The sequence below is a fragment of the Microbacterium horticulturae genome, from assembly GCF_029094505.1.
In the GTDB taxonomy this organism is placed as follows: Bacteria; Actinomycetota; Actinomycetes; order Actinomycetales; family Microbacteriaceae; genus Microbacterium; species Microbacterium horticulturae.
Genome location: NZ_CP119108.1, coordinates 327,472 through 352,237, shown reverse-complemented (window position 1 = coordinate 352,237; position 24,766 = coordinate 327,472). Strand labels below are relative to the sequence as shown.

Here is a 24,766-nt window from a genome sequence, read left to right as displayed (position 1 = left end):
TCTTACTGGGTGGTGAGGTCGGTCGAGATCGTGACGGCGCGGGCGGCGACGGCATCGGAGAGCACCGCGACCAGCCGGTCGAGCCGATCGATGCGTTCGCGCAGATTGTCACGGGTGAGGGATGCCGCGGCCAGCGTCGCGCGCAGGGGCTGCAACTGCGCCGGAGCGACCGTGCGCACGCGCCACCGGCGCCACGCGCCGGGCCCGGCGCCACCTGCTGTGATGTCGGCGGCGACCAGCTCGGGCACAAGCCCACCGGGGTCGGCCGCGGTCACTCGCAGCACCCGAGCCGGGTACGCGACGACATGCGACCCGTCGCGGTCGACCCACGCGCGCGGCGTCGGACTGGTGCGAAAGACGACGTCGCCCGGCCGCGTCAGCTGCGCCTTCGGGTGCTTCTCGGCGAACGCCAGATGATCCACGCGGCGCGCGCCGATCCCGGCCGGGTCATCGAGGTCGGCCGCGTCAACGACGACCAGACCGGTGTCGCCGATCTCATCGGCCCCGAGCCGGATGCCAGCCAGCACCCGCGCGTGGCCGGCCGAGATCGCGGCATCCACCGTCGTCGTCTCGGGCGCCGGCAACGCGGCCGTCTGCACCGTCACCTCGAGCGCCGGCGCATCGACGCCGGCGGCGGCGAGCGCGGCGTCGAGCAGGGTCGGAAGATCGCGGGATGCCGCCAGCACCGCGGCCGATCGGGGCGGGGTGTCGGCCATCAGCGCTCCCGACCGCGCGAGCACCGACGAGGTGCGCTGCAGCCGGGCAAAGCGGAATGCGTGCGCGCGGGCGGCGATCGGGCCGCCGAGGTTGGCCAGGATGTCGCTGACCAGGTCACCGGCGACTGCGGCGCTCAGCGCCGCGCCGGTCAGGTCGGCGAGGGCGATGACCCGGTCGCCGAGCGGAATGTCGGCCGCGGGCCCGAAGACCCACAGTGCGAGCGCCTCGCGTGAGGCGGAGGTGACGTGCCCGGCATCCAACCGCACCACAGCACGCACGCGCCCGGTGCGCAGGGTGTCGGCGCGGGCAGCGGCCCGCGGGGCCGACAGGCCGTCGACCAGGGCACGCGCCGGCCCGACCATGACCGCGACCTCGTCGGGGTCAAGGCTCAGACCGAGTTCGTCGACGGCGCTCACGATGTCATCGACCGACGCCCCGGCGACCGCGGGCACACGCCCGAGCACGACGGCGCCCGGCTGTGCGATGACCGTGTCGATCGGGATGCCGCTGCACGCGTTCGCACGTCGCAGCGGCCGGCTCTCGTCGTCGGTCGGCCAGACGACGTCGACCTCGCCGTCGAAACGGCGCACGACGGCGTCGAACAGAGTCGTGTCGACCCCCGGCGCGATGCGCATGGTCGGCCGCTCGCCCGGCTCGCCGACCTCAGCGGCGAGCGCCTGCACCAGAGCCGTGACCAGGTCGCGCGCGGGTGCGGCGAGCGCACCTGACGACCCGAGCGCCCGCTGACGACGGGCTGCGCGGCGCTGTACGAGTGCCAGCGCCGCGGCCGGGGAGTACGCCGCGTCGATGAGCCGGTCGGCGTACGCGGCCCAGGGCGCCCCGCGCTCGCGGTGCCGCTCGACCTCGCGGCGCAGGTGCGTGTCGTCGGGGTCGGCCGCGAACGCGAGTGCCTGCAGGTCGCGCGCCTCGCCGAGCTGCTCGCCGGTCTGTGCGCGCAAGGCGATGAGGGCTGCGAGCTCGGCGACCTGCCCTGGCTCGGAGAAGTCGATGCCCATGCCGTCGACGTAGGCCGCGGCATCCCCCACCGCATCGGGATTGTGCCCGTGCCCCGTCTCGACCAGCCACTCCGCAACCGCATGCGCATCGAACAGGTCGCGACCGCCGCGGTGCGCGGCCGCCGGCGGGAAAGGCGCGTCGCCGCGTTGCGACCGCGTGCGCCACAGCGAGGCCACGGGGCGGCGCACACCCGCCAGCTCGGCCACGCCGGCGAGCGAGATGAGCAATTGCTCTTCTGCGGGCACGTTGGGCGTGGTCATGGATGTGACAGTAGCGGGAAGCTCCGACATCGGGCAACGAGCAACATTGATAAGGAGCCTTATCGCTCGTGTTGGCGTTGGCTTGTTCCGGCGGTTCTAGCTTCATCAACGACGGAGACGTCGAGCGGCGGCGGCAGGGGGGGGCGACCGCCGATCGAGACGCCTCGCAGTCAGGGCAGGCGGCGATCGCTGGGGCTCGCCGCCTGCCCGCTTCGACACAGCACAGAACGGGGAATCACCATGAAGCGCCACCTCATCGCCGGCCTTGCGCTGGTAGCGGCACTCGCCACGACCGGATGCAGCGCCGTCGCCGCGGCGTCGGCCTCTCCGTCGACCGAGCCTGACGTCGTCTATCCCGATGGCTACGGGCCTGATGACGCATCCGAGGCCGACGAACCCACCGATCCCGTCGAGACGACGCCCGACGTCGGGACTCTCGACAACCCGTATCCCCAGGGAGAGGCCGCCGTCATCTCACAGGACGATGAGGACTACTACTCCGTCGCCTTCACTCTGGCCGATGCCGACGCCGACAAGGAGGTCGCCGCGGCGAACCAGTTCAACGACAAGGCCCCGAGCGGCTTCCACTACGTGGTCGTGGAGGCAACGTTCACTGGACTCAGCAGCGAAGCTGTCGACCCGGCCGTCGAGATGTGGGACTGGCAGATCGCCGACCAGGACGGCAACCTCTACCAGTCCGCCAGCATCGTGACCGACACCACCGAGCTCGATGACGCACCTGAGCTCCACAAGGGCCAGAAATACACCGGCGTCGAGGTCTACGCCGTTCCCGACGCAACCGAGGCCCTCTACATGAGCGCGCTCGGCTCGTACGTCGCGCTCTGACCCGCAGCATCCACCCTCCCGCAATCACCATCGAAAGGAACACCCCATGACCATCCCCACCGCTCCCGCAGGCGCCTACCCTCCGCCGGTCGCAACTCCGCAGCCCGTCGACGACGGCAAGCCGTTCATCGCCACCTGGCTGCTGTCGTTCTTCTTCGGCCTGTTCGGGGTCGACCGGTTCTTCCTCGGAAAGGTTGGCACCGGCATTCTGAAGCTCATCACGCTCGGCGGCCTGGGCATCTGGTGGTTCGTCGACCTCATCGTGATTCTCACCGGCGGCATGCGCGACCGCGCCGGCCGCCCGCTGACCGGCTACGACGCGCACAAGAAGATCGCCTGGATCATCACCGGCGCGCTCGTCGTGCTGAGCATCGTCAGCGGGTCGATCTCGGGCGCCGTTTCGGGCGGCGATGCGGCGCCGGTCGGATCGGATCGGGATGCCGCGGTGCAGCCCTCGTCCGACACCGCGGCCACCGCGGCCGAGCCGTCTGACGAGGCTGCGGACGAGGCATCCACCCCCGTCGAAGAGGTCGAACCCGAAGAGCCTGTGAACGTCGCCGGCGACTGGGCCGACGACACGTTCGGCACCTTCGACACCGTCAAGAAGACGGGCCACGGCGACACGCTGATCACGCTGCCGAAGGGCGCGACCGGCGGCGTCGTGACTGCCACGCACAAGGGGCAGGCGAACTTCGCGATCACGGTGCTCGACGGCGACAACGCGTCGACGGGTGAGCTGCTCGTCAACACGATCGGCCACTACAGCGGCACGACCGCGTGGGGTCTGATGGCCCTCGGCGACGGCGCACGCCTGCAGGTCACCGCCGACGGCGACTGGAAGATCACCCTCGCCCCGTTCTCAAGCGCGAAGGCCTTCGACGGGTCGGCGAAGGGCACCGGCGATGCGGTCGAACTGTACGACGGCGACGCGGCTGCACTGACCGCGACGCACAAGGGATCGGCGAACTTCGTGGTGTACGAGGAGACATCCGAGGCCTTCAGCATGGGGCTGCTCATCAACGAGATCGGAAAGTACTCGGGCACGGTGCCGCTGTCGGCGGGTCCGTCGATCGTGACCGTGAAGGCCGACGGCGCCTGGACGCTCAAGGCCGAGTAAGACGCGCGGGGCGGGGTGTGCCTGCCCTCCGCCCACACATGACTTGCCGCAAATGGCGGGTGCTCTTCGCTCAACACCCACCATTTGCGGCAAGTCATCACCAGCGTGCTCGTCGCCGCGCTCGCGAGGCTGCCGTGGCAGCCGCTGGCGCTGAGCGCCGCTGCCCAGCCACGACTCATCGCAGAACTCGCAGCCGCCGATATCTCCGGGGGCCCGGCGGCTCAGGCCGCGCGCACCGGGCCGACGAGGGTCACCGGGTTCCAGACGCCGGGGCGGTCCAACTCGGCGTAGCGCACGTCGACCTCATCCGCACTGACGGAGGCCGTGCACAGCAGCAGCGACTGGGTCGGGTATCCATGCGCGTTGTTGTCGCGGATGATGGCCCGGTCATCCGCCGGGTCGAGTTGCGCGGTGCGGGCGAGCAGCGGCATCCACTCGTCGGGGTCTGCCGCCGCAAAGGCGTCGTGCCATGCGACGATGCGCGGCGAGCGCGGGTCGTCGAGGTCGTGGTGCGCGATCATGTGGGTGCCCGGTGGCACGGTGAGCTCGGTGCGCACGGCGCCGTCCCAGGTGACGACGTGCACGCCCGACTGGTCGACGGTGACGAGGTTGAATCCGAGAACTGCGGGGGTGGGATGCGGCGGCCTGCCCGCGACCGCGTCCAGCACGATTCCCCCACGTGAGACCTGCGCGACACCAGGCGGCACAGGTGGGCTCTCGCGGTTCAGCAGCACGGCGAGGCGGCCTGCTGCGGCATCCACCGCCAGCCACGCACCGCCCGCGCGCACGTCGCGCACGCCGATCACGCCAGGCCGGTCGGGCCACCACTCGCCCAGCGGCTGCCAGGGGCGTGCGGGGTCTTCGTCGCGCACCGCGAGCAGGCGCACGGGCTCGCCGGCCGCAGCCGGCACGCGCACTATGACCGTGCACACGGGGCACCTGCGCATGGGAGGATCGAGCCATGTTCGTGGTCGTGGGAGTGACCGGCGGCATCGCCGCGTACAAGTCCGTGCACCTGGTGCGCCTGCTCGTGAAGGCCGGTCATGAGGTGCACGTCATCCCCACCGCGGACGCCCTGCGGTTCGTCGGGCTGCCGACGTGGGAGGCGATCAGCCGCCACGCGGTGACCACGAGCGTGCACGACGACGTGCCGCAGGTACGCCACGTCGCCCTCGGACGCCAGGCCGACCTGGTCATCGTCGCTCCCGCCACGGCTGACTCCCTCGCGAAGATGGCCGCAGGCCTCGCCGGCGACCTGCTCGGAACCACCCTACTTGCGACGACGGCGCCGGTCGTCGTCGCGCCCGCCATGCACACGGAGATGTGGCGGCATCCCGCAACGCAGGCCAATATCGCCACGCTCGCCGAGCGCGGCGTGCAGATCGCAGGTCCCGCGGACGGCGAGCTGACCGGCGGAGATTCCGGCCCCGGACGCATGCTCGAGCCCGAGGAGATCGTTGCGCGGGCGCTGGCGGTCGTGCATCCGGCCGATCTGGCCGGGCTGCGCGTGGTGGTCTCCACCGGCGGCACGCGTGAGCCGATCGATCCGGTGCGCTTCATCGGCAACCGATCCAGCGGACGGCAGGGCGTCGCGCTGGCCCGCGCCGCCGCTGACCGCGGCGCCGACGTCGTGCTCGTGGCCGCCCACACCGACGACGGGGTGCTCGCCGAGGCCGCGGACCTGCCCGTCGTGCGCGCGACGACGGCCGCCGACCTGCTGACGGAGATGGTGGATGCCGCGGCCGACGCCGACGTGGTGGTCATGGCCGCGGCGGTCGCCGATTATCGGCCCGCGTCGACCTCCGACGCGAAGCTGACGAAGGAGGGCTCTCGGCGCAAGGCGCGGTCGCTCGCGCTCGTCGAGACCGAGGACGTGCTCGCGACGCTCGCCGCCCGGCGACGGGAGGGGCAGACGCTCGTCGGCTTCGCCGCCGAGACCTCGCGCGGCGACGAGCTGCTGGCACGCGGGCGCCGCAAGCTCGAGCGCAAGGGCGCCGACCTTCTCGTGGTCAACGAGGTGGGCTGGGAGAAGGGGTTCGAGGCTTCCGCTAACGAGGTGGTGGTGCTGGGCCGCGGCGGACAGGTCGTGGCCGAGGCCGCCGGCACCAAGCGCGCGGTCGCCGACGCGGTGTGGGACGCGGTGCTCGCCGCCCGCGCGCGCTGAACGGGGGACGGGACCAGTTGGGAGCACAGTCCTGCGCGCCCTGGACCCCCAGCATCCACCGGCCGTCTTCCTCGCCGAATTCATATGGAACTGTCCTGTGCACACCAAACCGGCGGCGGTTTGATGTTCGTGGGACAAACTCATATGAATTTGCCGCAATGATAAGGCGACCGCAGACTGCCGTATCCGCCCCGGTATCACCCGCAGCGCGCAACGCCTCTCCGCAGAAGGGAGGTCACCATGAGCGCCCCGATCACGCCGAAGAACATCGTCATCTGCCTCGACGGCACGAGCAATGAGCTCGATCACCATCCGACGAACGCCGCGAAGGTATTCATGATGCTCGACCTCGACGACCCCGCGAAGCAGATTGCCTACTACGACCCGGGCGTCGGCACGCTGCCGTCGGCCACCGCGCACGGGTGGATCGAGCGCCGGCTCTCCGAGCTGTGCGGCCTGGCGTTCGGCTTCGGCATGCGCGCCAAGGTCAGCCGCGCGTACGGGTGGCTGGTCGAGCACTACCGCCCGGGCGACCGCATCTACATCTTCGGGTTCAGCCGCGGCGCATACACCGCCCGCGCCTTGGCCGCGCTCCTTGCCCGGCCGGGGCTGCTGCGCAGCGGGTCAGAGCACCTCGTCGACTACGCCGTCGCGCAGTACGTCAAACCGGCCGGCACCCGCAAAGCCGTGGCCCAGCGCGCTCGTGAGGCGAAGGCATTCGCCGATGCCCTGTGCTGGGGCACCGCGGGCGAACCCATCTCGGGCGCGACCGGCGGGTTCGCAGCATCCACTCCCGATGATCTGGCCCACGACATCCACGCGATCCCCGTCGAATACCTCGGCCTGTGGGACACCGTCGAGGCCTGGTTCGCGGGTCTCGGAAGTCTCGACTGGCCCGACACCGCGTCGCTGTGGAATGTGCGGCGCATCCGCCACGCGGTGTCGATCGACGAGGCGCGCCGGCCGTTCCGCTATCTGCCAATCGAGTGCCGGGCCGCCTGCGAAGAGGTCTGGTTCCCGGGCGTGCACTGCGATGTGGGCGGTACGTTCGCCAACCACGAGCTGGCCTCGATCGCGCTGAAGTGGGTGTTCGACGGCATCTGCGATTCGCTGATGCTGCGCGATGGGCAAGCGGCGGAGATCTACCGGAGGTACTGCGGCGTCGAGCGCGCCTGGGCGGGCTCGGGCCCGACCCACGCGAACAGCTGGGCCTGGAACCTGCTGCCGCCGGTGCACCGGCACATTCCCGATCACGCTGTGCTGCACGCCTCGGTGCGCGAGCGCCGGGCGGCGATGCCGTCATACCTGCCCGCTCTGGCGCGGGCGACGGCCTCGGACCGCTGGACGGATGACGAATGGTGGATGCCGCGGGTCGCGGCATCCACTCCCCCGCCACAACCCGTGCCCGTGTGAGAGTGAGGTGCGCACGCCCGTGATCTCGTATCATCGTTCGGGATGGACGGTTTCACAGCTGAGGACCCGGATGTTCTGATCGCCCGGGTGCAGGATCAGGTCGCCGCCGCGCAGCAGCGCGCGCAGGCGGCGCAGCAGATGCGCGCACAAGTCGAGGCGGTGCGTGGGACCGCGTACTCGCAACGCCGTGAACTGTCGGTCACGGTCGACGCGTCGGGCCGGCTGGTCGATGTGGAGTTGTCGGATGCCGCGCTGGACCTGCGGGCGCGGGACCTGTCCCGGCTGATCGTGACGACCGCGCAGGCCGCGTCCCGCGACGCCGGACAGCAGGCCATGGACCTGGCCGTGACCGCGTTCGGGGAAGATTCCCCGGTCGTCGCACGCCTGCGCGACGAAGTGCAAGCCCGCACCGGTCAGGACGAGGAGCAGTAGCCGTGGCCGGTCAGATCGCGATCGACCAGGACCTGATCATCGCCCACGCCGCCCGGGTGCGCCAGGTGTCTTCCGACGTGCAGGTAGCGCGCAATGCCGCTTCGGCCACGAACATGTCGGGTGGCGCGTTCGGGGTCATGTGCGCGTTCCTGATCGGTCCCGCCACCCTGGTCGCGTCCGCGGCATCCGCGGCCATAGCGTCCGCGCAGGGGCTGGTCGACCGGTCGGCGACCGAGATCCGCGGGGTCGCCGACGACATGGCCGCGTTCGAAGACGAGCTCTCCGCCTCCATCCGACAGATCGAAAGCGCCCTGGGCTGATGGCGAATCCGCTGGTCGCCACCGCGCAGGACCACACCTCCCCGTTTGCGGGCACCCTGCTCCTGGAGGACGGGGAACAGCTGGTCAGCGCGATCAACTCCGGCGACTGGGTTTCTGGCGGCATGGCCGCCTTCTCCGCCGTGCTCGACACCGCAGCTGCGGTGTCCGACCCGTTGGGCACCCTGATCGCCGCCGGGCTGGGATGGCTGATCGACCACGTCGAGCCCCTCAAGGGCTGGTTCAACGACCTGACCGGCAATGCGTCCGAGGTGCAGGCGTTCGCGCAGACCTGGGCGAATATCCAGACCCAGATGGAGGGCGCGGGCACCGAACTGCAACGCGTGCTCGGGGACGTGGAAGACCTCGCCGGGGAGGCGATGGACGCCTACCGCCGGTTCCAGCAAGACACCGCCGCGCACCTGACCGCGGCGGGCACCTGGGCGGGTGCGTTCTCCACCGGCCTGAACATCGCCTCCATGATCGTCCAAGCCGTGCACGACCTGGTCCGTGACGTGCTCTCCCAACTGGTCGGCTCCGCGATCTCCTGGGCCTCCGAGGCCGTGTTCACCCTGGGGCTGGCGACCCCGTGGATCATCGAACAGGTCACCACCCGCGTCTCCTCCCTGGTCAGCCGGGTCAGCAAGTTCATCACCAACCTCCTCGAATCCATCAAGTCCCTCCGCGGCCTGCTCGACGAGCTCAAACCCCTCCTCGACAAAGCCAGCGAACTCTTCGCCAAACTCCTCCACGGCGCGAAGGGAGCAACGCACACCGCGAAAGAGACAGTCGCGGCGCTCCCCGGCATCCGCCGACTCGACCCACGACGCAACGACCTCATCAGCAACATGGAAGACTGGGCCAACTCAGCCGGGATTCCCGGTTATAAACCGTTCGGTGACCTCACACCCGATGGCTTCATTGACACTCACCTCAAGGGTTTCACCGACTCCGGCTATCCCGACTGGCGCTGGCCACCAGACAATGGATTCGGGGGACCGAGCGGACCGCACGGGCTCAACGTGGGAGACAAGATCGACCGCATCGCTCCCGGTGGCGGTGACGGGCGATTCGCATCCCCCTCGAACACTCCCTTCCCCGACCGTGCTATTCCGCCCGACCGCCTGAGCCCGTCCTTTTCGACGACCGACTACGAGGTGCTCAAGCCTCTCCCCGCCGATGTCGTCAAGGGTCCCATCGCCGGAGCCTTCGAGCAGCCCGGCGGGGGAGTGCAGTATTACTTCCCGAAGGGGATCAAGTGGTACATCCGAAACGGCTATCTGGGGTGACATCTGATGACATACGATGAACTGCGCGCACGGCTGTTGTCGCTGCCCGGCGCGACCCAGGACTGGCTCACTTACACGCTGTCCTACAGCGACGATGGCCGTCCGATTCCCACAAGCTACTGCCTCGTCAAGCACGACGATGAGGACTGGGCCGTCTTCCAGGGCGACGAGCGGGGCGGCACATTCCCGGCGACACGGGAAGATGGCGAGACCCCCCTCACCTTCCGCTCAGAATCATCGGCCTGTGAGTGGATCTGGCAGGAGATCCTCTGGTGGCGCGAGTTCGAGGAACGTCGCGCAGCGAGGTAGGTGCCGACGAGATTCGCGCGAGATGACAGGCAACGCATACCCCGGGGCATGCGAGATCTGTGCGGACTACCGGATGAACTATGCGCCGGAAGCCCGGGCCGTCACGCTCGGTGAGAGTGACGAGTTCATGGCGGAGGTCCGCCGTTGCCGCCACTGCGGCACCTCTTGGGAAGTCGGCGCATTCAGCAACCCGCAGGTGATCTCGTGGGAGCACGCACGCCGCGAACTCCCCGATCTCGATACCGTGGAATCTTCACTCGGCATCGATTTTCCTGAACCCGCTGACGTGCCGCTGCGCTGAGGCCGACCGGCCGCGGCACTCCTCACAGCCGTTCGGGACGGAACCCGTACCCCACCACCTGTGCCACCACGCGGCGCAGGACCGGCAGCGCGAGCCGCAGCACGGTGCGCTGCGCGCGCGTGGGCGGGTTGTCGATCAGCTGCGCGACACGCCCCGTGCCCAAGAGCACATGCGCGCGCCGCTGGATCGCCTGCATCATCGCGGTCGGGCGCTCGCGCCGTCGTTGCACGGCCTCGCACGCGGCGTCGAGGGCCTCGTCGGCGGCATCCTTCACCGATCCCCGCGGCCGCAGCACCGGAATCAGCACGCGGGCGGCAGCCACGGCATCCTGCACCGCATAATTGATGCCCACGCCGAAGACCGGCGACATCGCGTGGGCCGCGTCGCCGATGCACAGCGCACCGGGGCGCCACCACCGCGGCAGCCGGTTGATCTGCACGTTCAGGCGCTTGACGTCGTCGAGCGAGGCGACCGCCTCGATCACGGGCGCCAGCCGTGGCACGATCTGCACGACCCGGTCGCGGAACGCCTCGACCGTGTCGAAGTGCTCGTCTTTGCGGACCAGCAGCGCGCACTGCAGGTACTCGGGCCGCGGGATCGTGATCACCACGCCCGCCGTACTCGCCCAGCCGAGCGTGTCGGGCAGCGGCCGCTCGGGCCGCGGCACCCGGAACCACAGCACATCGGTGTCGACCTGCGCCCCCTCGGGCGTGAAGCCGAGCGCGTCGCGCACCGTTGACGTGCGGCCGTCGGCGGCAACCACCAGGCGCGCCTCGATCGCGTCGCCGGAGGTCGTGACGACGCCCGTCACGCGGCCGTCGCGTTCGGTCACGCCAGCGACCTCCGCGCCCATTGTGAGATGGAACGAGGGATGCCGCGAACCTGCCTCGGCGAGCATGTCGAGAAGGTCCCACTGGGGCATCAGGGTGATGAAGCGGTTGGGCGGCGGCAGGGTCGTGAAGTCGACGAGATGGATGCGGATGCCGTTGATCACGGCATCCAGCTGCGGCAGCGGTTCGTGTGGCACGGCGTCGAATGCCGCACGCAACCCGAGCGCGTCGATGAGGTTCACGGTCGAGGGGTGCACGGTGTCGCCGCGGAAGTCGCGGAAGAAGTCGTCGTGCTTCTCGAGCACCATGACGTCGACGCCCGCGCGCGCGAGCAGCAGGCCGAGGAAGACCCCTGCCGGGCCCCCGCCCGCGATGCACACGTCCGTGCGGTGCGTCGTCACGCTCGCAGAATACGCCGGATCGGTGGCGGAGTGTGCCAAAGCGCCGGGCTCGCGCGCTCTCACCCCTTCCGCGCTCTTACCTCTTGCGCGCTCCCACCCCGTGCGCGCTCTCATCCCTTGCGCACTCTCACCGCTTCGGCGAATCAGGTGTTTTCGCGAAAGCAGGAGGATCTGCCCGCCAATCGACCTGATCTCGCGAAAACACCTGATTTCAGAAGGGCGATCGCGGGCGCCCGAGTCCGGCACGGGCGAAGCGAAGGTCCAAGCGCGCACGGCGACAGCGGCCCTTCGTCTCGCCGGTCCGCTCCTCGCTCGGGGACCTGCGCCGCTCCTCGTACGCCGCTCCTCGTACGCCGCTCCTGGTGCGCCGCTCCTGGTGCGCCGCTCCTGGTGCGCCGCTCAGACCCCGGTCGCGATGAAGAGGCGCCCCGCGCCCGACACGCGCACCTCGGCGGGCGCGTCGACGAAGACGATCGCGCCGCGGGCGGCCGCGGCATCCACTCCCTCCGTCGAGAGGGTGAACGAACCGTCGACGGCGAGCGCGATGGCGGCCGAGCCGGTCGTCACCGTCGCGTCGCCGGTCACGAGCAGCAGCTCGAAGTCGACGCCCTCGCCCGACGGCACCGACGCCGGCCGGTACGACACGATGTTCTGCGACACGGCGACGGGTGAGAGGTGCGAGGCGAGCCCGGGCGTGAAGTCGAGCACCTTCTGCAGCTCGTCGCGGTCGACGTGCTTGGGGGTGAGTCCTCCGCGCAGCACGTTGTCGCTCGGACCCATCAGCTCGACGCCGGTGCCGCGCAGGTACGCGTGGATGTTGCCCGCCGGCAGCCACAGCGCCACACCCGCCGCGAGCGTGACGTGGTTGAGCATCTGCGCGACGAGGATGCCTGGGTCGCCGGGATACTCCCCCGAAAGCCGCACGATGAGCTCGAAGTCATCGGGATGCGCGTGTGCGACGGCGGTCGCGGCGGCGACGGCGGCATCGACCTCCGGAGCGCCGGAGAGCAGCCAGACGAATCCCTCGCGGACGCCGGCGGACGCGGCATCCCGCCACGCCTGCAGAGGTGCGGGGGCGTCGGATGCCTGCGCCAGCGCATCGATGAGCGCGAGCGTCTCGCTGACAGGGCGGAATCCGCAGAGCGCCTCGAAACCGTCGTCGACCGCGACGATGAGCTCGGGCTTGGCATTCGGGTCTTTGTAGTTGCGCTCGCGGGCGGTCAGCGGCAGGCCGGCGGCCTCTTCGCGGGCGAAGCCCTCGGCCGCCTGCTCGGGCGTCGGGTGCGCCTGGAGGGAGAGGGGGGATGTCGCAGACAGCAGCTTCAGCAGGTAGGGCAGGGCGGCACCGGACTGCTGCTCCCACTCGGCGAGGTCGTGCCATTCCGGCGCGTCGGACGACGCCGCCGGCTCGCTCGGTGAAAGCGGGTGCGCGCCGAGCCACAGCTCGGCCTCCGGGCCGCCGGTCGGCGCCCAGCCGAGCGTGCGGGCGACACCGTCGATCGTGCCCCACGCGTAGTCGCGGGGAGTATTGGTCAGCGGGATGAGAGCGGCCATGGCATCCTTTCGTCCGTGTCCAGCGTAGGGGCGGTCGGAGTGGGCGCTGCGCGTGTGTCGGGGCGCGTGCGCCCTTCGGAACTTCGGTCGTCACGGATTACGGTCTCAGCGGGCGAAAGTCGTCATCTGTGGCGACCGAGATGCCGAGTGTCCCGTTCGGTCGTCGCGGATTACCAGTTCGGCGGACGAAAACGGTAATCCGCGACGACTGAAGCAGATGGGAGGGATGCCGCGGGCGCGGGGCGTACACGGAGGCGGGATGCCGCGGGCGCGGGGCGTACGGAGACGGGATGCCGCGGGCAGGCGCGCCGCGCCCGCCCTACCCGAGATACGCGTCGAGCGGCGCCAGCGCGGGCTGGCTGCGCTCGTCGGCGACGGCGGCGGCTCCGACCGCACACGCGGCGCGCAGCGCGACCTCGTCGTCGAGCCCGCGCAGCAGCGCCACTGTCAGTGCGGCGGCGAACGCGTCGCCCGCGCCCACCGTACTCACGACCGAGGTCGGCGCCGAGGGGGCCTCGGCCACACGCCGCCCCCCGCGCAGCAGCACCGCGCCGTCGGCGCCCAGCGTCAGCGCGACCAGCGGTGCCGTCGCCAGTCGCGGCAGCGCCGCGTATTCGCCCTCGTTGACGATGAACAATCCCGTGCGGTCCCACAGCAGCTGTCCCAGTTCGCGCGCCGGCGACACATTCAGCGCGAACAGCCCGGTGCTCGTGCGCGCCAGATGGTCGACGACGGCGCCGTCGACTTCGAGCTGGGCCAGCACCGGCACGGCCGCGTCGCGCTCGAACCGGTCGGGGTCGATGCGCGCGTTTGCTCCCGGACACACGACGATCGAATTCTCGCCGGCCTCGTCGACGACGATCAGCGCCGTGCCTGTCGGCTCGTCGACGGTCTGCACCGCCGACACGTCGACCCCCGCCGACTCCAGTGCCGCGCGCATCTGGGCGGCGGCGGCATCCCGCCCCACGGCACCCAGCATGCGCACCTGCGCGCCCAGTCGCGCCGCGGCGGCGGCCTGGTTCGCGCCTTTTCCGCCGGGCTGATGCTGCAGCACCCCGTCGGCCACGGTCTCGCCGAGCGCCGGCGCCCGCCGCACGCGCGCGACGACGTCTTCGTTGATAGCACCCAGCACGTCGAGCCGGGTCATGCGCGGGCCTCCCGCGGCGTCTTCTTCGCGATCACGACGTTCACACCGCGCTTGCGCAGTCGGTCGATGTGCGAGCGTTCGGTGTCGGCATCCACCACCACGGCGTCGAAGTCGCTGAGCGGCAGCATCGCGTGCAGGGCCCGTTTGTCGAACTTGGTGTGGTCGGCCAGGAGGATCCGCGTGCTCGCCGATTCGAACATGGCGCGCTTCACGTCGACGGTCTCGAGTGTCTGATGGAAGGCGATGTCATCGGTGATCGCCGAGGTCGACATCACCAGCACGTCGGCGCGCAGCGAGGCGAAGGCCTCGACGGCCATGCGCCCCATGAACGCCGAACACCAGTTGTAGAACTGGCCGCCGACCGAGATGAGGGTGATGCCACGGGTGCCCTTGAGCTCGTCCATGATCGTGAGCGTGTTGGTGATCACCGTCAGCGGCGTCTTCGTGTGCAGCAGCGGCACGAGGTGCAGTGTCGTCGTCGAGTCATCGAGGATGATCGCCTGCCCGGGTTCGATGAGCTCCAGCGCGGCACGGGCGAGGGCTTCCTTCTCGCCCAGTTGACGCGACGAGCGATAGACGTCACTCGATTCGACCAGCGCCGTCGACATCGCGGTGGCCACGCCTCTGTCTTTGCGCAGCAGACCGCGCCCCTCGAGCTCGTCGAGGTCGCGGTGCACCGTCATGACGCTGATGTGAAACCGGTCCGCGAGCTGCTCGATGCGGACCGCCCCCTCGGCCATGACAGCCTCGGTGATGGCGCGCTGCCGAGCCTGCTGCCGGCTCTGCCGCGATTGCGGGCGTTCCGTCGCCGGTGCGCTCACGTCCCCTCCCGGAGTATCGACTGGAATCAGAGTAGCGTCGCCGCCTCGCCGACGACCTTCTCAAGCCGCTCGGCGTCATGAGCGAAGCGACCGAGGAACAGTCCGTCGACCTCCCGCCCGAGTCGGGTCAGCAGACCCGGTCGCGCACTGCCGCCGTAGATGACGGATGCCGCGGCGACGCGATCGTCGTGACGAAGCGCGGTGCGCAACGCGGCGACGACGGGCGTGATCGCCTCGACCGGGGCCGGATCGGATTCCCCGATTGCCCAGACCGGCTCATACGCGACGACGAGCTCGTCGATGGCCGTGCCGGGCGTCAGCCCCTCGAGTGCCGACGCAAGCTGCGCGACGCAGACGGCCGAGCCGTCGAGGTCGGACGAGTCCTCACCGACACAGAGGATCGGCGTCAGACCGTTGCGCACGGCGGCGGCCAGCTTGCGCCGTACGATCGTGTCGTCCTCGCCGAACACCGTGCGCCGCTCGGCGTGCCCGACTTCGACGAAGCCGCAGCCGGCCTGACGCAGATCGGAGCCGCTCACGCCCCCCGTGTATGGCCCGCGGTCTTCCCAGAACAGATCCTGCGCACCGAGCTGCACATCGCTGCCTTCGAGCGCCGCGCGCGTGGCCTCGAGAGCCGGCAATGACGGCAGCGCGACCATCCGCACGTCGCCGGCGCGCACGGTCGGCTGCCCGCGGGCGATCTCGGCCGCCTGCTGCGCCCAGAGGACGGTGCGCGGGATGTCGAGGTACAGCTTCAGGCTGATCGCCAGAGTGACCGCGGGGCGATCGCTCATCGCGGCGCGCCTGCGTCCTCGCCGGGTTTGCCGTGTTCGTAGTCCTCGAGCACGGCGACCTTCTCGGCGGACGCCGACGCGTCGTCGAATTCGTAGCCGAGCCATTCCTTGGCAAGGCGACGAGCGAGCTCGAGCCCGACGACCCGCTGCCCGAACGTGAGGACCTGCGCGTTGTTGCTGAGCACGCTGCGCTCGACGCTGAAACTGTCGTGGGCGGTGACGGCCCGGATGCCGGGCACCTTGTTCGCCGCGATCGCGACCCCGAGCCCGGTCCCGCACACGAGCAGCGCCCGGTCGGCCTCGCCGGCGGCGACCTTCTCGGCCGCGGCGATGGCGACGGTCGGATACGGGGTGTGCGACTGCGCGTCGACTCCCACATCGACCACTTCCGACACCCGCGGATCATTCTCGAGGTCGGCCTTGAGCGCCTCCTTGTACTGGAAGCCGGCGTCGTCGGATCCGACGATCACACGCCATGTGCGCGCCATCTCAGTTCTCCTTCTCTTTCTGTCCCCGGTGCTCGTCGAGCGCTGCGGCGACCGCAGTCGCCGCGAGCGCGAGCGAGACGGCCCCTGGATCGGGGGTTCCCAGGCTCTTCTCCGTGTGCGGCCGTGCGCGGCCCATCCGCGGAAGCAGGTCGGCGGTCGCCTGTGCCGCCGCCGTGGCCGCTGCCGCGGCATCCCTCCACGCGTCGGCGAGACCGGCGCCGGCGTCGACCCTCTCTGCGAGGGTCGCGGCGAACGGCACGAGTGCGTCGACGAGCGTCTTGTCGCCCACCTGTGCCTTGCCGAATCCCTGCACGGCGTCTCGCGCGGCCGCCACCGCGGCGACGACCGCGCGCGGATCGGGGGCGGCGGCATCCCCGAGCCGCTCCCCGATCGCGCGCAGCCCCATTCCCCAGAGGGCTCCGGATGTTCCCCCGGCCTTGTCGGCCCACGCGTCGCCCGCCCGGGTCAGCACGGTGCCGATGCCTGCTCCGGCACCGGCGGCCTCGCCGGCCGCGGTGTCGGCCGCCCGCGCACCGCGCTGCATGCCGATGCCGTGGTCGCCGTCGCCCGCGATGGCGTCGAGCCGGCCGAGCTCGTCGGCCTCTCGGTCGATCACCGCACGAACGGCGGAGAGAGCGGATGCCGCGGCGCGCCCCGCCGCGGCGGCCTCGGGCCCTGCCTCAGCGATCGTCTCCTCATCGTCGAGCGCATCGGCGTCGGCGGTGGTGCGCTCGGCGTCGAGAACGACGACGCCCTTGCGGTAGGCGGGCGTGTAGGCGGGGGCCTGCCAGGCCCGCTCGAGCTCGTCATCGAGCCACATCAGGGTGAGCGAGACGCCGGCCATCTCGAAGCTGGTGGCGAACTCGCCGACCTCGGGGTCGACGATGTGCAGCCCCGCTGCCGTGAGCGCGGCCGCGATGCCGCCGTAGAGCACGAACAGCTCTTCACTCTTGACCGAGCCCAGTCCGTTGACGATGACGGCGACACGGTCGCCGGCGTGATCGGGCCGCTCGCCGAGGAGACGCTCGACGAGCATCGTCGCGAGCTCCGCCGCCGACGGCAACCGGAGGGTCTCGATGCCCGGCTCGCCGTGGATGCCCATTCCCACCGCCATGTGGCCGGCGGGCACGGTGAACAACGGCTCGTCGGCGCCGGGCAGCGTGCAGCCTGAGAATGCCACCCCGATCGAGCGGGTCCGCTCGTTGGCCCGGGAGGCCAGGGCGGTGACCGCGTCGAGATCGCGCCCCTGCTCCGCAGCCCAGCCCGCGACCCGGAACACGGTGAGGTCGCCGGCGATGCCGCGACGCTTCTCGCGCTCGTCGGGACCGGCGCTGTAGATGTCGTCGGTCACGCGTACCGTCTCACAGGCGATGCCCTCGGCGCGCAGCTGTTCCTGCGCCTGATCGAAGTTCAATGCGTCGCCGGCGTAGTTGCCGTAGGTCAGCAGCACGCCGGCATCGGTGGCCACCGCTTTCGCCACGGCGTGCACCTGCTGGGCGCTGGGCGACGCGAACACGTTGCCCATGGCTGCGGCGTGGGCGATCCCCGGGCCGACCAACCCCGCGAAGGCCGGGTAGTGACCCGATCCGCCGCCGATGACGACGGCGACCTGGCCGTCCGGCGTGGCCGACGCCCGCGCGACACCGCCGCGAACACGCCGCACGAGGCCCGGATGCGCGGCGACGAAGCCGTCGGCCGCCTCGTCGGCGAAGTCGGCGGCGTCGTTGAGTACGTGGCTCATGATGTCCTCGGAGTGGTGGTGCGAACTGTCAGTGGGGTCCGGGGCGGGTGCAGGGCACCCGCCCCGGAGTGGCCGAACGGGAGCGAACGGCCGTCTGCGCGTCGATCAGCCGCCGTAGGTGAACGGACCGGTCATCTTGTCGACGTTGTCTTTCGTGATGAGGATGCAGTCGAACGACTGCTTCTCCTGTGCCGGCTTCTCACCGGTGCGGATGTACTTGTCGAGCTGCTGCACCGCTTCCTTGGCGAACGTGGCCACCGGCTGCAGCACCGTGTAGGCGAGCTCACCGGCCTTGATGGCATCGATCGCGTCGGGCGATCCGTCGAAGCCACCGACGACGATGCCGTCACCGGTGCCGTCGACCGACAACTTCTTGCCGGCCTGCTTGATGGCGGCGATGGCACCCAGCGCCATCTCGTCGTTGCCCGAGATCACGGCGTTGATGTCGGGGTGCGCCTGCAGGATCGACTGCATCTTCTGCTGGCCCTGCGCGCGGTCCCAGTTGGCGGTCTGCTGTGCGACCTTCTTCCAGTCGGGGTACTGCGAGATGACCGTCTTGTAGCCGTTGGACCGCGTCGCCGCGTTGTTGTCGGAGGGCAGGCCGAACAGCTCTGCGTACTGGCCCTTCGTGCCGGCTGCCTTGATCCACTGCTGCGCACCCAGCGCGGCGCCCTGTGCGTTGTTCGAGACCAGCTGGCCGAGGGCGACCCCCTGCTCGTTGATCTCGGCGTTGACCAGGAACACCGGGATGTCCTTGGCCATCGCGCGCTTGATGTTGCCGATCGAGCCGTCGGCGTTGGCCGGATCGAGGATGATGCCGGCGGCGTGCTTGGCGATGGCGGTGTCGATGATCGTCGACTCGGTGTTCACGTCGCCCTTCGAGGCGGCGACCGAGGCCGTGTAGCCGAGCTTCTCGGCTTCTGCCTGGGCGACGTTCCCCTCAGTGAGCCAGTACGGATTCGAGGGGTCGTTGACGACGATCTGGATGAAGCCGCCGGCCTTGGCGGTCTTCTGCGTCGACGGGGTGTCATTCGAACCGCTCTGGCCGGAGCACCCGGCCAGAGCAAGGACCGCCGACAGCCCGAGGGCTGCGAGTGCGGCGAGTTTCTTGCGGGACATTTCGGTGTTTCCTTTTCTTCTCTTCGGTGAGCGGGAGCGCGCGTTCAGCTGCGGGCGCTCTCGGTGACGGAATCGGTGGATGCGGCATCCACCCCACTCGGAGGCGGCGCCGACGCGCTGCCGGCCGTGGGCACGCCGGGCTTGCGCTGCCGGCGCGAGCGCAGCTGGATGCCGTTGAGCAGCACGGCGAGGACGATGACCGCACCGGTGAACACGGTCTGCACATACGCGGAGATGCCGACGATCGTCAGGCCGGCCGCCAGGAAGCCGATCACGAACGCGCCCAGCAGGGTGCCGCGCACGTTGCCGGTGCCGCCCATCAGCGACGCGCCGCCAATGACGACGGCCGCGATGGCGGTGAGTTCGTAGGAGGTGCCCTGGGTCGGGCCGGCGCTGGTCAGCTCGCTGGTGAGGATGACACCGGCGATCGCCGCGCACACGCCGGCGATGACATAGGCACGCACGCTGACCTTGCGCACGGGCACGCCCGACAACTCCGCGGCCCGGCGGTTGCCGCCCTGCGCGTACAGCCAGCGGCCGTACACTGTGCGGCTGAGCAGCAGGCTCGCCGCGAGGCTGACGAGGACCATGATCCACACGCCCACGGGGATGCCGAGGATCGAGTTGAAGCCCAGCCACTCGAACCCCGTGTTGCCCAGCTCGGACTTGCCGGAGAGGTTGTTGACCGTGAGGCCGTTCGTCGTCAGCTGCGCGAGCCCGCGCACCACATACATCATGCCGAGGGTCGCCACGAACGGAGCGACCTTCAGCCGCGCGACGAGCAGTCCGTTGACCAGCCCTACAAGCGCCCCGGTGGCCACCGCGAGGATCACCACCACCCAGACCGGCGGGTAGAGGATGACCCCGCCGATCGGGAACCCGTGCAGTGCCAGGCCGGCGACCATGCCCGACAGACCGAGCGTCGAGCCGACCGACAGGTCGATGCCGCCGTCCATGATGACCACCAGCATCCCGATCGCGAGAATCGCATAGATCGAGACCTGCTGACACATGGTGATGATGTTCGAGAGCGTCGGGAACGAGGCCGGCGCGAGGATCGAGAAGATGACGAAGATGACGAGGAGCGCCAGGAACGCGCGGGCCTCGAGGAGGAACGCTCCCAGGGTCAGTCCCTGGAAGGGACGGCGTCTGCCGGACAGTGCTGTGTGAGACATCAGAATTCCTTCGGGACGGGCGCTAAGCCTCGACCACAGCTTCGCCGGAGGCGGCCATGATCTCTTCCTTGGTGACGGACGGGTCGAACTCCGCGACGATGCGGCCGCGTGCCATGACGACGATGCGGTGGGCGATACTCAGGCACTCGCCGACCTCACTGGTGGAGTAGACGACGGCGAGACCGGTGCGGGCGCGCTGGGCGACGAGCTTGAAGACCTCGGCCTTGGCGCCGACGTCGATGCCGCGGGTCGGTTCATCCAGGAGCAGCACCTTGGGGCCGGTCGAGACGATCTTGCCGATCACGACCTTCTGCTGGTTGCCTCCGGACAGCGACCCGATGGGCGCGGCGGCTCCGTCGGTCTTCACCGTGACGTCGGCGATCGCCTCGTCGGCATGGGCCTTCTCCTTCGCTCGCGAGACGAACAGACCCTTCACGAACGTGCTGACCGCGGCCAGCGAGATGTTGCGGCCGACGCTGAGGGTGGGCACCAGACCGTCGCGTTGGCGGTCTTCGGGCACCAGACCCAGTCCTGACGCGAGCCGATCGCGCAGGCTGAGATTCGTGATCTCGCCCTTCCGCATGGTGACACGCCCACCGGCGAGCGCGCGGCGCCCGGCGACGGCCTCGAGCAGCTCGGTGCGGCCGGCGCCCATCAGGCCGTAGATGCAGACGATCTCGCCTTCCTGCACCTTCAGCGACAACCGGTCGACGAGCATCCGGTCGGGCTCCTTCGGGTCCGCGACGCTGACCTCCTCGATGTCGAGCGCGAGCGGCCCGAAGTCGTAGCCGACCGGCGGCGACCCGAGATCGAAGTTCTCGCCGACCATGTGTCGCACGATCCATTCCAGGTCGATCTCGTCGGCCGGCGCCTTGGCGGTCATCGAACCGTCACGGAGCACCACAGCCTGATCGGTCACCTGCAGCGCCTCTTCGAGGTGGTGAGAGATGTAGACGATGGCCACGCCCTTGCTCGTGAGGTCGTCGATCACCCGGAAGAGGATCTCGACCTCATTGGCCGACAGCGCCGAGGTGGGCTCGTCCATGATGAGGATGCGCGATTCGGCCAGCAGCGCCCGCGCGATCTCGATGAGCTGCTGTTCGCCCAGCCGCAGCTCCGAGACGATGAGGTGCGGGTCGATGTCCAGACCGAGTTCCGCGAGCACCTCGCGGCTGCGCTTCTCCTGCTCGCGGTAGTCGACCGCGATCCCCCGGCGCAGCTCGCGTCCCATGTAGAGGTTGTCGCGCACCGAGATATTCGGCGACAGGCTGAGCTCCTGATGGATGATCGAGATGCCGTGGGCACGAGCATCGTTGGTGTCGGCGAACACGACCTCCTGCCCGTCGAGCAGGATCGTGCCGTCGGTGGGCTGTTCGACACCCGAGAGGATCTTCATGAGCGTCGACTTGCCGGCGCCGTTCTCACCGAACAGTGTGGTGACCGTACCCGGGTAGACGTCGAAGTCCACGCCCTTCAGCGCGCGCACCCCGCCGTAGTTCTTCACGATGTGGCGCGCAGACAGAACCGGCGCGCCCAGTTGCTGTGCCGCGTTCATCCGATCACTGCTCCACCGTGATCTTCGACGGCGTGACGTTCCACTGCTGCGGGTTCACCAGGGTGAAGGCCCCCTGCACCGAGACCGTCTTTCCCTTGAGCTCGGTCGCGTTCATGGCCGCGAGGTTCTTCTTGAGCACGTCGTTGATGGCGGCTCCGGCGTTCTGAAACTCGATCTGATTCTCGAAGTCGTTGAGCGTGACCTTGCCCGTGACGTCGCGCAGGTCAGTGCCATTGATGGCCGGGCCCAGCTGCAATCCGACGTTGATGTCCTTCGGCAGCCCCTCGACGGTCACCGGCGTGTAGCCGGATGCCGGAACCTCGCCGACGACGCCGGTGAACGTGACGGGGATGATGTACGTCGCTCCGTCGACCGACTTGCCGTATTGCTTCGCTGCGGCCGACTGGTCCTTCTCGACGGCAGTGGCCAGTGTCGCGGCATCCACCGCATGATCGGCGATGTAGCTCTGGATCTTGGGGAACTGCGCCGCACCGTACTCCGCAGCGTTGAACTTCTGCGTGCCCTGGGCGGCCGCCGAGTCCTTCGAGACGACCCTGGTCGACAGCGCCATCGCGACCACGAGGATCACGATCAGACCGATCCAGATGAGACGCTTGACGATCGGCCGCATGCCTCGGGGCTTGACGGCGACGCTGGTGGTGACGGCACTCATGCGATCAGTACCCGGGACTCGGAGTCGTTCGGGCGGATCTGCAGCTTGCGCCCGGTACCGGCACGGAACATCGCGAGTGCGTCGGCGTAGTCGTCGAGCGTGAACGAGTGGCTGATCATGGCCTTCGCGTTGATCGCCCCGGCCTCGAACAGCTCGACCGCACGGCCGAAGGAATTGAGCACCGCCATGGTGCCGACGATCGTGAGCTCGTCACGGTAGACGCGGAACGGCGAGAACTGCGCCGTGCGGTCGGCCGGGGCAACGCCGAAGTCTTGGAAGAAGCCGGCGGGCTTCACGCGTGTCAGCGCATCTTCGATGGCGCGGATGTTGCCTGTGCAGTCGATGACCACGTCCCATTTGTCGCGGTCGGCCTGATCGGCGTTGGTGTAGCGGTTCTGGATGCCGCACTCGGCGGCGACCTTCAGCCGGTCTTCGTTGAGGTCGACGATCGACACGGTCGACGCGCCCGCGCGCGACGCGAGCTGTGCCATGAGCAGCCCCATCGTGCCCGAGCCATAGACGAGCACGTGGTCGCCCAGGCGACGCGGCAGCACGTCCCACCCGCGGATCGCGCAGGCCAGCGGCTCGATGAGCGCCGCCTGGTAGAGGTCGGTGTCAGGCTTGAGCGTGTACACGTTGCGCGACGGCGCCGTGAAGAACTGCTGCGAGGCACCGTCGCTGGCGACCACCCCCAGACCGTTCCACTGCGGGCAGAGATTCTGATGCCCGTTCAGGCAGAACTCGCATTCGCCGCACGTCGTGCTGGGGTTGACGGCGACATGGTCGCCGACCTTGAAGTCGAACACCCCGTCGTTGACGCCCTCCCCGAGCGCGACGATCGTGCCGGTGGCCTCGTGTCCGGGGACGAGGGGGAACACTGTTCCCTCGAACTCGCCGTCGAACACATGCGTGTCGGTACCGCAGATACCCACTGCTGCGGTCTCGATGAGGATCTCTTTGTACCCGGGTTCGGGTGTGGGCCGCTCCTGCAGGGCGAGTTCTCCCTGGGCGGTGAAAACGACTGCGCGCATCTTTGCTCCCGTTCGCGGCGTCGACCCCGCATGCGGTGCGGTGGTCATTCACCTCGTGTTACTTTTTCTGTGATCTTGTCACATGATCACGTTAAATACACCATAGGAATGGTGCGGCCTGATGTCAACAGCCGCGATCGTGAGGAGAAGAAGATGTCCATCCCGCAGACCATGCGTGCCGCCGTCCTCGTGCGCCCCGGTGAAATCCGTATCCAAGAGCGGGAGGTGCCGGCGCCCGGGCCCGATGAGGTGCTCGTCGAGGTCAGCGCCGTGGGCGTCTGCGGCTCCGACGTCCACTTCTACAAGGAGGGGCGCCTGGGCGACTGGGTCGTCGATGAGCCGCTCGTGCTCGGCCACGAGTCCGGCGGCCACATCGTCGCCGTGGGACGTGATGTCGCGCCCCACCGCATCGGCGAACGCGTGTCGATCGAGCCGCAGCATCCCTCCCCGTCGTCGGCTGAGACGCTCCGTGGTGACTACAACCTCGACCCGCACATGCGCTTCTACGCCGTGCCGGGCACCGACGGCGCCTTCTGCCAGTACGTGACCATTCAGGGCCATTTCGCCCACCCCGTGCCCGACAACGTGAGCGACGGCGCCGCCGCGCTGCTCGAACCGCTGTCGGTGGCGATCGCGGCCGGCCGCAAGGCCGAGCTCGGTCTGGGCTCGCGCGTGCTTGTGACCGGCGCCGGTCCGGTCGGCCTCGCCGTCGCACAGGTGGCGCGCGCAGCGGGCGCGGTCGAGGTGCTGATCACCGACATCAGCGCCGAGCGTCGCGCGGCGGCGCTGCGGTTCGGCGCCACCGCCGCGCTCGATCCGGCGGCCGACGCCGCTGCCGTGGCGACTGCCGGAGTCGACGCCTTCATCGACGCCTCCGGTGCCGGCGCGGCGGTACGGGCGGGGCTGGAGGCCCTGCGGCCGGCCGGACGTGCGGTGCTCGTCGGCATGGGGCTGGCCGAGCTGCCGTTCCCGGTGACCCACATCCAGAACAACGAACTCGTGGTCACCGGCGTCTTCCGGTATGCGAACACGTGGCCGACGGCCGTGGCGATGGCGGCGACGGGCATGGTCGACCTCGACGCGATGATCACCGGAGCCTTCCCGCTCGCTCAGACCGCCGCAGCTATGGAGTCGACGACCGCGCCCGGCACGATCAAGAGCGTTGTCGAGCCGCAGCACTGAGGCGGGCAGGATGATAGCCCTGCGGGGTCGGCGCGTCAGCCCCCTCGGCGTCGGGCGCGCGGTGGCGGTGTAC

The 24,766-nt window shown here is 69.7% G+C and carries 24 protein-coding genes; 10 read left to right on the top strand and 14 right to left on the bottom strand.

Going from position 1 to position 24,766, the window contains the following annotated elements:
* Positions 1-2: 2 nt before the first annotated feature.
* Positions 3-1,994 carry a hypothetical protein gene (locus PU630_RS01695; RefSeq protein ID WP_275278626.1) on the bottom strand — a complete coding sequence of 664 codons (1,992 nt, stop codon included), beginning with the start codon at positions 1,992-1,994 and terminating at the stop codon, positions 3-5.
* Between the two features lie 240 nt (positions 1,995-2,234).
* Here PU630_RS01695 and PU630_RS01690 point away from each other — a divergent pair, with 240 nt between their 5' ends.
* Positions 2,235-2,840 (top strand): hypothetical protein, encoded by a 606-nt coding sequence (locus tag PU630_RS01690; RefSeq protein ID WP_275278625.1) that lies wholly within the window; start codon positions 2,235-2,237, stop codon positions 2,838-2,840.
* 46 nt (positions 2,841-2,886) lie between these two features.
* On the top strand, positions 2,887-3,957 hold the full coding sequence (locus PU630_RS01685) for a TM2 domain-containing protein (RefSeq protein ID WP_275278624.1): 1,071 nt from the start codon (positions 2,887-2,889) through the stop codon (positions 3,955-3,957).
* 221 nt (positions 3,958-4,178) lie between these two features.
* Here the strand turns inward: PU630_RS01685 and PU630_RS01680 are convergent, their stop codons facing one another.
* Positions 4,179-4,904, bottom strand: a complete 726-nt coding sequence (locus PU630_RS01680) for an NRDE family protein (RefSeq protein WP_275278623.1) — start codon at positions 4,902-4,904, stop codon at positions 4,179-4,181.
* A 14-nt stretch (positions 4,905-4,918) separates the two neighbouring features.
* Here PU630_RS01680 and coaBC point away from each other — a divergent pair, with 14 nt between their 5' ends.
* From coaBC to PU630_RS01645, 7 genes are all read left to right on the top strand, one after another.
* Positions 4,919-6,121: a bifunctional phosphopantothenoylcysteine decarboxylase/phosphopantothenate--cysteine ligase CoaBC gene (gene coaBC, locus PU630_RS01675; RefSeq protein ID WP_275278622.1), complete on the top strand. Its 1,203-nt coding sequence runs from the start codon at positions 4,919-4,921 to the stop codon at positions 6,119-6,121.
* Positions 6,122-6,361: 240 nt separating this feature from the next.
* On the top strand, positions 6,362-7,534 hold the full coding sequence (locus PU630_RS01670; protein WP_275278621.1) for a phospholipase effector Tle1 domain-containing protein: 1,173 nt from the start codon (positions 6,362-6,364) through the stop codon (positions 7,532-7,534).
* 42 nt (positions 7,535-7,576) lie between these two features.
* On the top strand, positions 7,577-7,966 hold the full coding sequence (locus tag PU630_RS01665) for a YbaB/EbfC family nucleoid-associated protein (protein ID WP_275278620.1): 390 nt from the start codon (positions 7,577-7,579) through the stop codon (positions 7,964-7,966).
* Between the two features lie 2 nt (positions 7,967-7,968).
* Positions 7,969-8,286, top strand: coding sequence for a hypothetical protein (locus PU630_RS01660; protein WP_275278619.1), 318 nt, complete (start codon positions 7,969-7,971; stop codon positions 8,284-8,286).
* The gene (locus tag PU630_RS01655; RefSeq protein WP_275278618.1) at positions 8,286-9,572 is read left to right on the top strand and encodes a TNT domain-containing protein; all 1,287 of its coding nucleotides are present in this window, start codon (positions 8,286-8,288) and stop codon (positions 9,570-9,572) included. The genes PU630_RS01660 and PU630_RS01655 overlap by 1 nt, the downstream gene beginning before the upstream one ends.
* A 6-nt stretch (positions 9,573-9,578) precedes the next feature.
* Positions 9,579-9,881 (top strand): hypothetical protein, encoded by a 303-nt coding sequence (locus PU630_RS01650; protein WP_275278617.1) that lies wholly within the window; start codon positions 9,579-9,581, stop codon positions 9,879-9,881.
* Between the two features lie 22 nt (positions 9,882-9,903).
* Positions 9,904-10,182: a hypothetical protein gene (locus PU630_RS01645; protein WP_275278616.1), complete on the top strand. Its 279-nt coding sequence runs from the start codon at positions 9,904-9,906 to the stop codon at positions 10,180-10,182.
* 22 nt (positions 10,183-10,204) lie between these two features.
* On the opposite strand, the gene PU630_RS01640 is transcribed toward PU630_RS01645, so the two are convergent.
* The 12 genes from PU630_RS01640 to PU630_RS01585 form a co-directional block, all read right to left on the bottom strand.
* Positions 10,205-11,413 carry an FAD-dependent oxidoreductase gene (locus PU630_RS01640; protein ID WP_275278615.1) on the bottom strand — a complete coding sequence of 403 codons (1,209 nt, stop codon included), beginning with the start codon at positions 11,411-11,413 and terminating at the stop codon, positions 10,205-10,207.
* Positions 11,414-11,812: 399 nt separating this feature from the next.
* Positions 11,813-12,967: a mannose-6-phosphate isomerase, class I gene (gene manA, locus PU630_RS01635; protein WP_275278614.1), complete on the bottom strand. Its 1,155-nt coding sequence runs from the start codon at positions 12,965-12,967 to the stop codon at positions 11,813-11,815.
* A gap of 319 nt (positions 12,968-13,286) precedes the next feature.
* The gene (locus tag PU630_RS01630) at positions 13,287-14,114 is read right to left on the bottom strand and encodes a PfkB family carbohydrate kinase (protein ID WP_275278613.1); all 828 of its coding nucleotides are present in this window, start codon (positions 14,112-14,114) and stop codon (positions 13,287-13,289) included.
* Positions 14,111-14,935, bottom strand: a complete 825-nt coding sequence (locus tag PU630_RS01625) for a DeoR/GlpR family DNA-binding transcription regulator (RefSeq protein ID WP_275278612.1) — start codon at positions 14,933-14,935, stop codon at positions 14,111-14,113. Before PU630_RS01625 ends, PU630_RS01630 begins: the two co-directional genes overlap by 4 nt.
* A gap of 26 nt (positions 14,936-14,961) precedes the next feature.
* Complete coding sequence (locus PU630_RS01620; protein WP_275278611.1) at positions 14,962-15,729, bottom strand: triose-phosphate isomerase family protein; 768 nt, start codon at positions 15,727-15,729, stop codon at positions 14,962-14,964.
* The gene (locus PU630_RS01615) at positions 15,726-16,217 is read right to left on the bottom strand and encodes a ribose-5-phosphate isomerase (RefSeq protein WP_275278610.1); all 492 of its coding nucleotides are present in this window, start codon (positions 16,215-16,217) and stop codon (positions 15,726-15,728) included. Before PU630_RS01615 ends, PU630_RS01620 begins: the two co-directional genes overlap by 4 nt.
* Position 16,218: 1 nt before the next feature.
* Positions 16,219-17,958 carry a dihydroxyacetone kinase family protein gene (locus PU630_RS01610; RefSeq protein WP_275278609.1) on the bottom strand — a complete coding sequence of 580 codons (1,740 nt, stop codon included), beginning with the start codon at positions 17,956-17,958 and terminating at the stop codon, positions 16,219-16,221.
* 105 nt (positions 17,959-18,063) lie between these two features.
* Positions 18,064-19,077, bottom strand: a complete 1,014-nt coding sequence (locus PU630_RS01605; RefSeq protein ID WP_275278608.1) for a D-ribose ABC transporter substrate-binding protein — start codon at positions 19,075-19,077, stop codon at positions 18,064-18,066.
* Between the two features lie 44 nt (positions 19,078-19,121).
* A complete protein-coding gene (locus tag PU630_RS01600) occupies positions 19,122-20,252 on the bottom strand; it encodes an ABC transporter permease (protein WP_275278607.1) in 1,131 nt (376 codons plus the stop codon).
* 22 nt (positions 20,253-20,274) lie between these two features.
* Complete coding sequence (locus tag PU630_RS01595) at positions 20,275-21,807, bottom strand: sugar ABC transporter ATP-binding protein (protein WP_275278606.1); 1,533 nt, start codon at positions 21,805-21,807, stop codon at positions 20,275-20,277.
* Positions 21,808-21,811: 4 nt separating this feature from the next.
* On the bottom strand, positions 21,812-22,480 hold the full coding sequence (locus tag PU630_RS01590) for a DUF2291 family protein (protein ID WP_275278605.1): 669 nt from the start codon (positions 22,478-22,480) through the stop codon (positions 21,812-21,814).
* Positions 22,477-23,511: a zinc-dependent alcohol dehydrogenase family protein gene (locus PU630_RS01585; protein ID WP_275278604.1), complete on the bottom strand. Its 1,035-nt coding sequence runs from the start codon at positions 23,509-23,511 to the stop codon at positions 22,477-22,479. The genes PU630_RS01590 and PU630_RS01585 overlap by 4 nt, the downstream gene beginning before the upstream one ends.
* Before the next feature lie 153 nt (positions 23,512-23,664).
* On the opposite strand from PU630_RS01585, the gene PU630_RS01580 reads away from it, so the two are divergent.
* Entirely contained in the window at positions 23,665-24,693 is a 1,029-nt protein-coding gene (locus PU630_RS01580) for an NAD(P)-dependent alcohol dehydrogenase (RefSeq protein WP_275278603.1), read from the top strand.
* Positions 24,694-24,766 lie beyond the last annotated feature (73 nt).

Bases quoted from the DNA above. Each gene is read 5' to 3' on its own strand.
- PU630_RS01695 (WP_275278626.1), bottom strand. From the start codon at position 1,994: ATGACCACGCCCAACGTGCCCGCAGAAGAGCAATTGCTCATCTCGCTC.
- PU630_RS01690 (WP_275278625.1), top strand. From the start codon at position 2,235: ATGAAGCGCCACCTCATCGCCGGCCTTGCGCTGGTAGCGGCACTCGCC.
- PU630_RS01685 (WP_275278624.1), top strand. From the start codon at position 2,887: ATGACCATCCCCACCGCTCCCGCAGGCGCCTACCCTCCGCCGGTCGCA.
- PU630_RS01680 (WP_275278623.1), bottom strand. From the start codon at position 4,904: ATGCGCAGGTGCCCCGTGTGCACGGTCATAGTGCGCGTGCCGGCTGCG.
- coaBC (WP_275278622.1), top strand. From the start codon at position 4,919: ATGTTCGTGGTCGTGGGAGTGACCGGCGGCATCGCCGCGTACAAGTCC.
- PU630_RS01670 (WP_275278621.1), top strand. From the start codon at position 6,362: ATGAGCGCCCCGATCACGCCGAAGAACATCGTCATCTGCCTCGACGGC.
- PU630_RS01665 (WP_275278620.1), top strand. From the start codon at position 7,577: ATGGACGGTTTCACAGCTGAGGACCCGGATGTTCTGATCGCCCGGGTG.
- PU630_RS01655 (WP_275278618.1), top strand. From the start codon at position 8,286: ATGGCGAATCCGCTGGTCGCCACCGCGCAGGACCACACCTCCCCGTTT.
- PU630_RS01650 (WP_275278617.1), top strand. From the start codon at position 9,579: ATGACATACGATGAACTGCGCGCACGGCTGTTGTCGCTGCCCGGCGCG.
- PU630_RS01645 (WP_275278616.1), top strand. From the start codon at position 9,904: ATGACAGGCAACGCATACCCCGGGGCATGCGAGATCTGTGCGGACTAC.
- manA (WP_275278614.1), bottom strand. From the start codon at position 12,967: ATGGCCGCTCTCATCCCGCTGACCAATACTCCCCGCGACTACGCGTGG.
- PU630_RS01630 (WP_275278613.1), bottom strand. From the start codon at position 14,114: ATGACCCGGCTCGACGTGCTGGGTGCTATCAACGAAGACGTCGTCGCG.
- PU630_RS01620 (WP_275278611.1), bottom strand. From the start codon at position 15,729: ATGAGCGATCGCCCCGCGGTCACTCTGGCGATCAGCCTGAAGCTGTAC.
- PU630_RS01615 (WP_275278610.1), bottom strand. From the start codon at position 16,217: ATGGCGCGCACATGGCGTGTGATCGTCGGATCCGACGACGCCGGCTTC.
- PU630_RS01610 (WP_275278609.1), bottom strand. From the start codon at position 17,958: ATGAGCCACGTACTCAACGACGCCGCCGACTTCGCCGACGAGGCGGCC.
- PU630_RS01605 (WP_275278608.1), bottom strand. From the start codon at position 19,077: ATGTCCCGCAAGAAACTCGCCGCACTCGCAGCCCTCGGGCTGTCGGCG.
- PU630_RS01600 (WP_275278607.1), bottom strand. From the start codon at position 20,252: ATGTCTCACACAGCACTGTCCGGCAGACGCCGTCCCTTCCAGGGACTG.
- PU630_RS01595 (WP_275278606.1), bottom strand. From the start codon at position 21,807: ATGAACGCGGCACAGCAACTGGGCGCGCCGGTTCTGTCTGCGCGCCAC.
- PU630_RS01590 (WP_275278605.1), bottom strand. From the start codon at position 22,480: ATGAGTGCCGTCACCACCAGCGTCGCCGTCAAGCCCCGAGGCATGCGG.
- PU630_RS01585 (WP_275278604.1), bottom strand. From the start codon at position 23,511: ATGCGCGCAGTCGTTTTCACCGCCCAGGGAGAACTCGCCCTGCAGGAG.
- PU630_RS01580 (WP_275278603.1), top strand. From the start codon at position 23,665: ATGTCCATCCCGCAGACCATGCGTGCCGCCGTCCTCGTGCGCCCCGGT.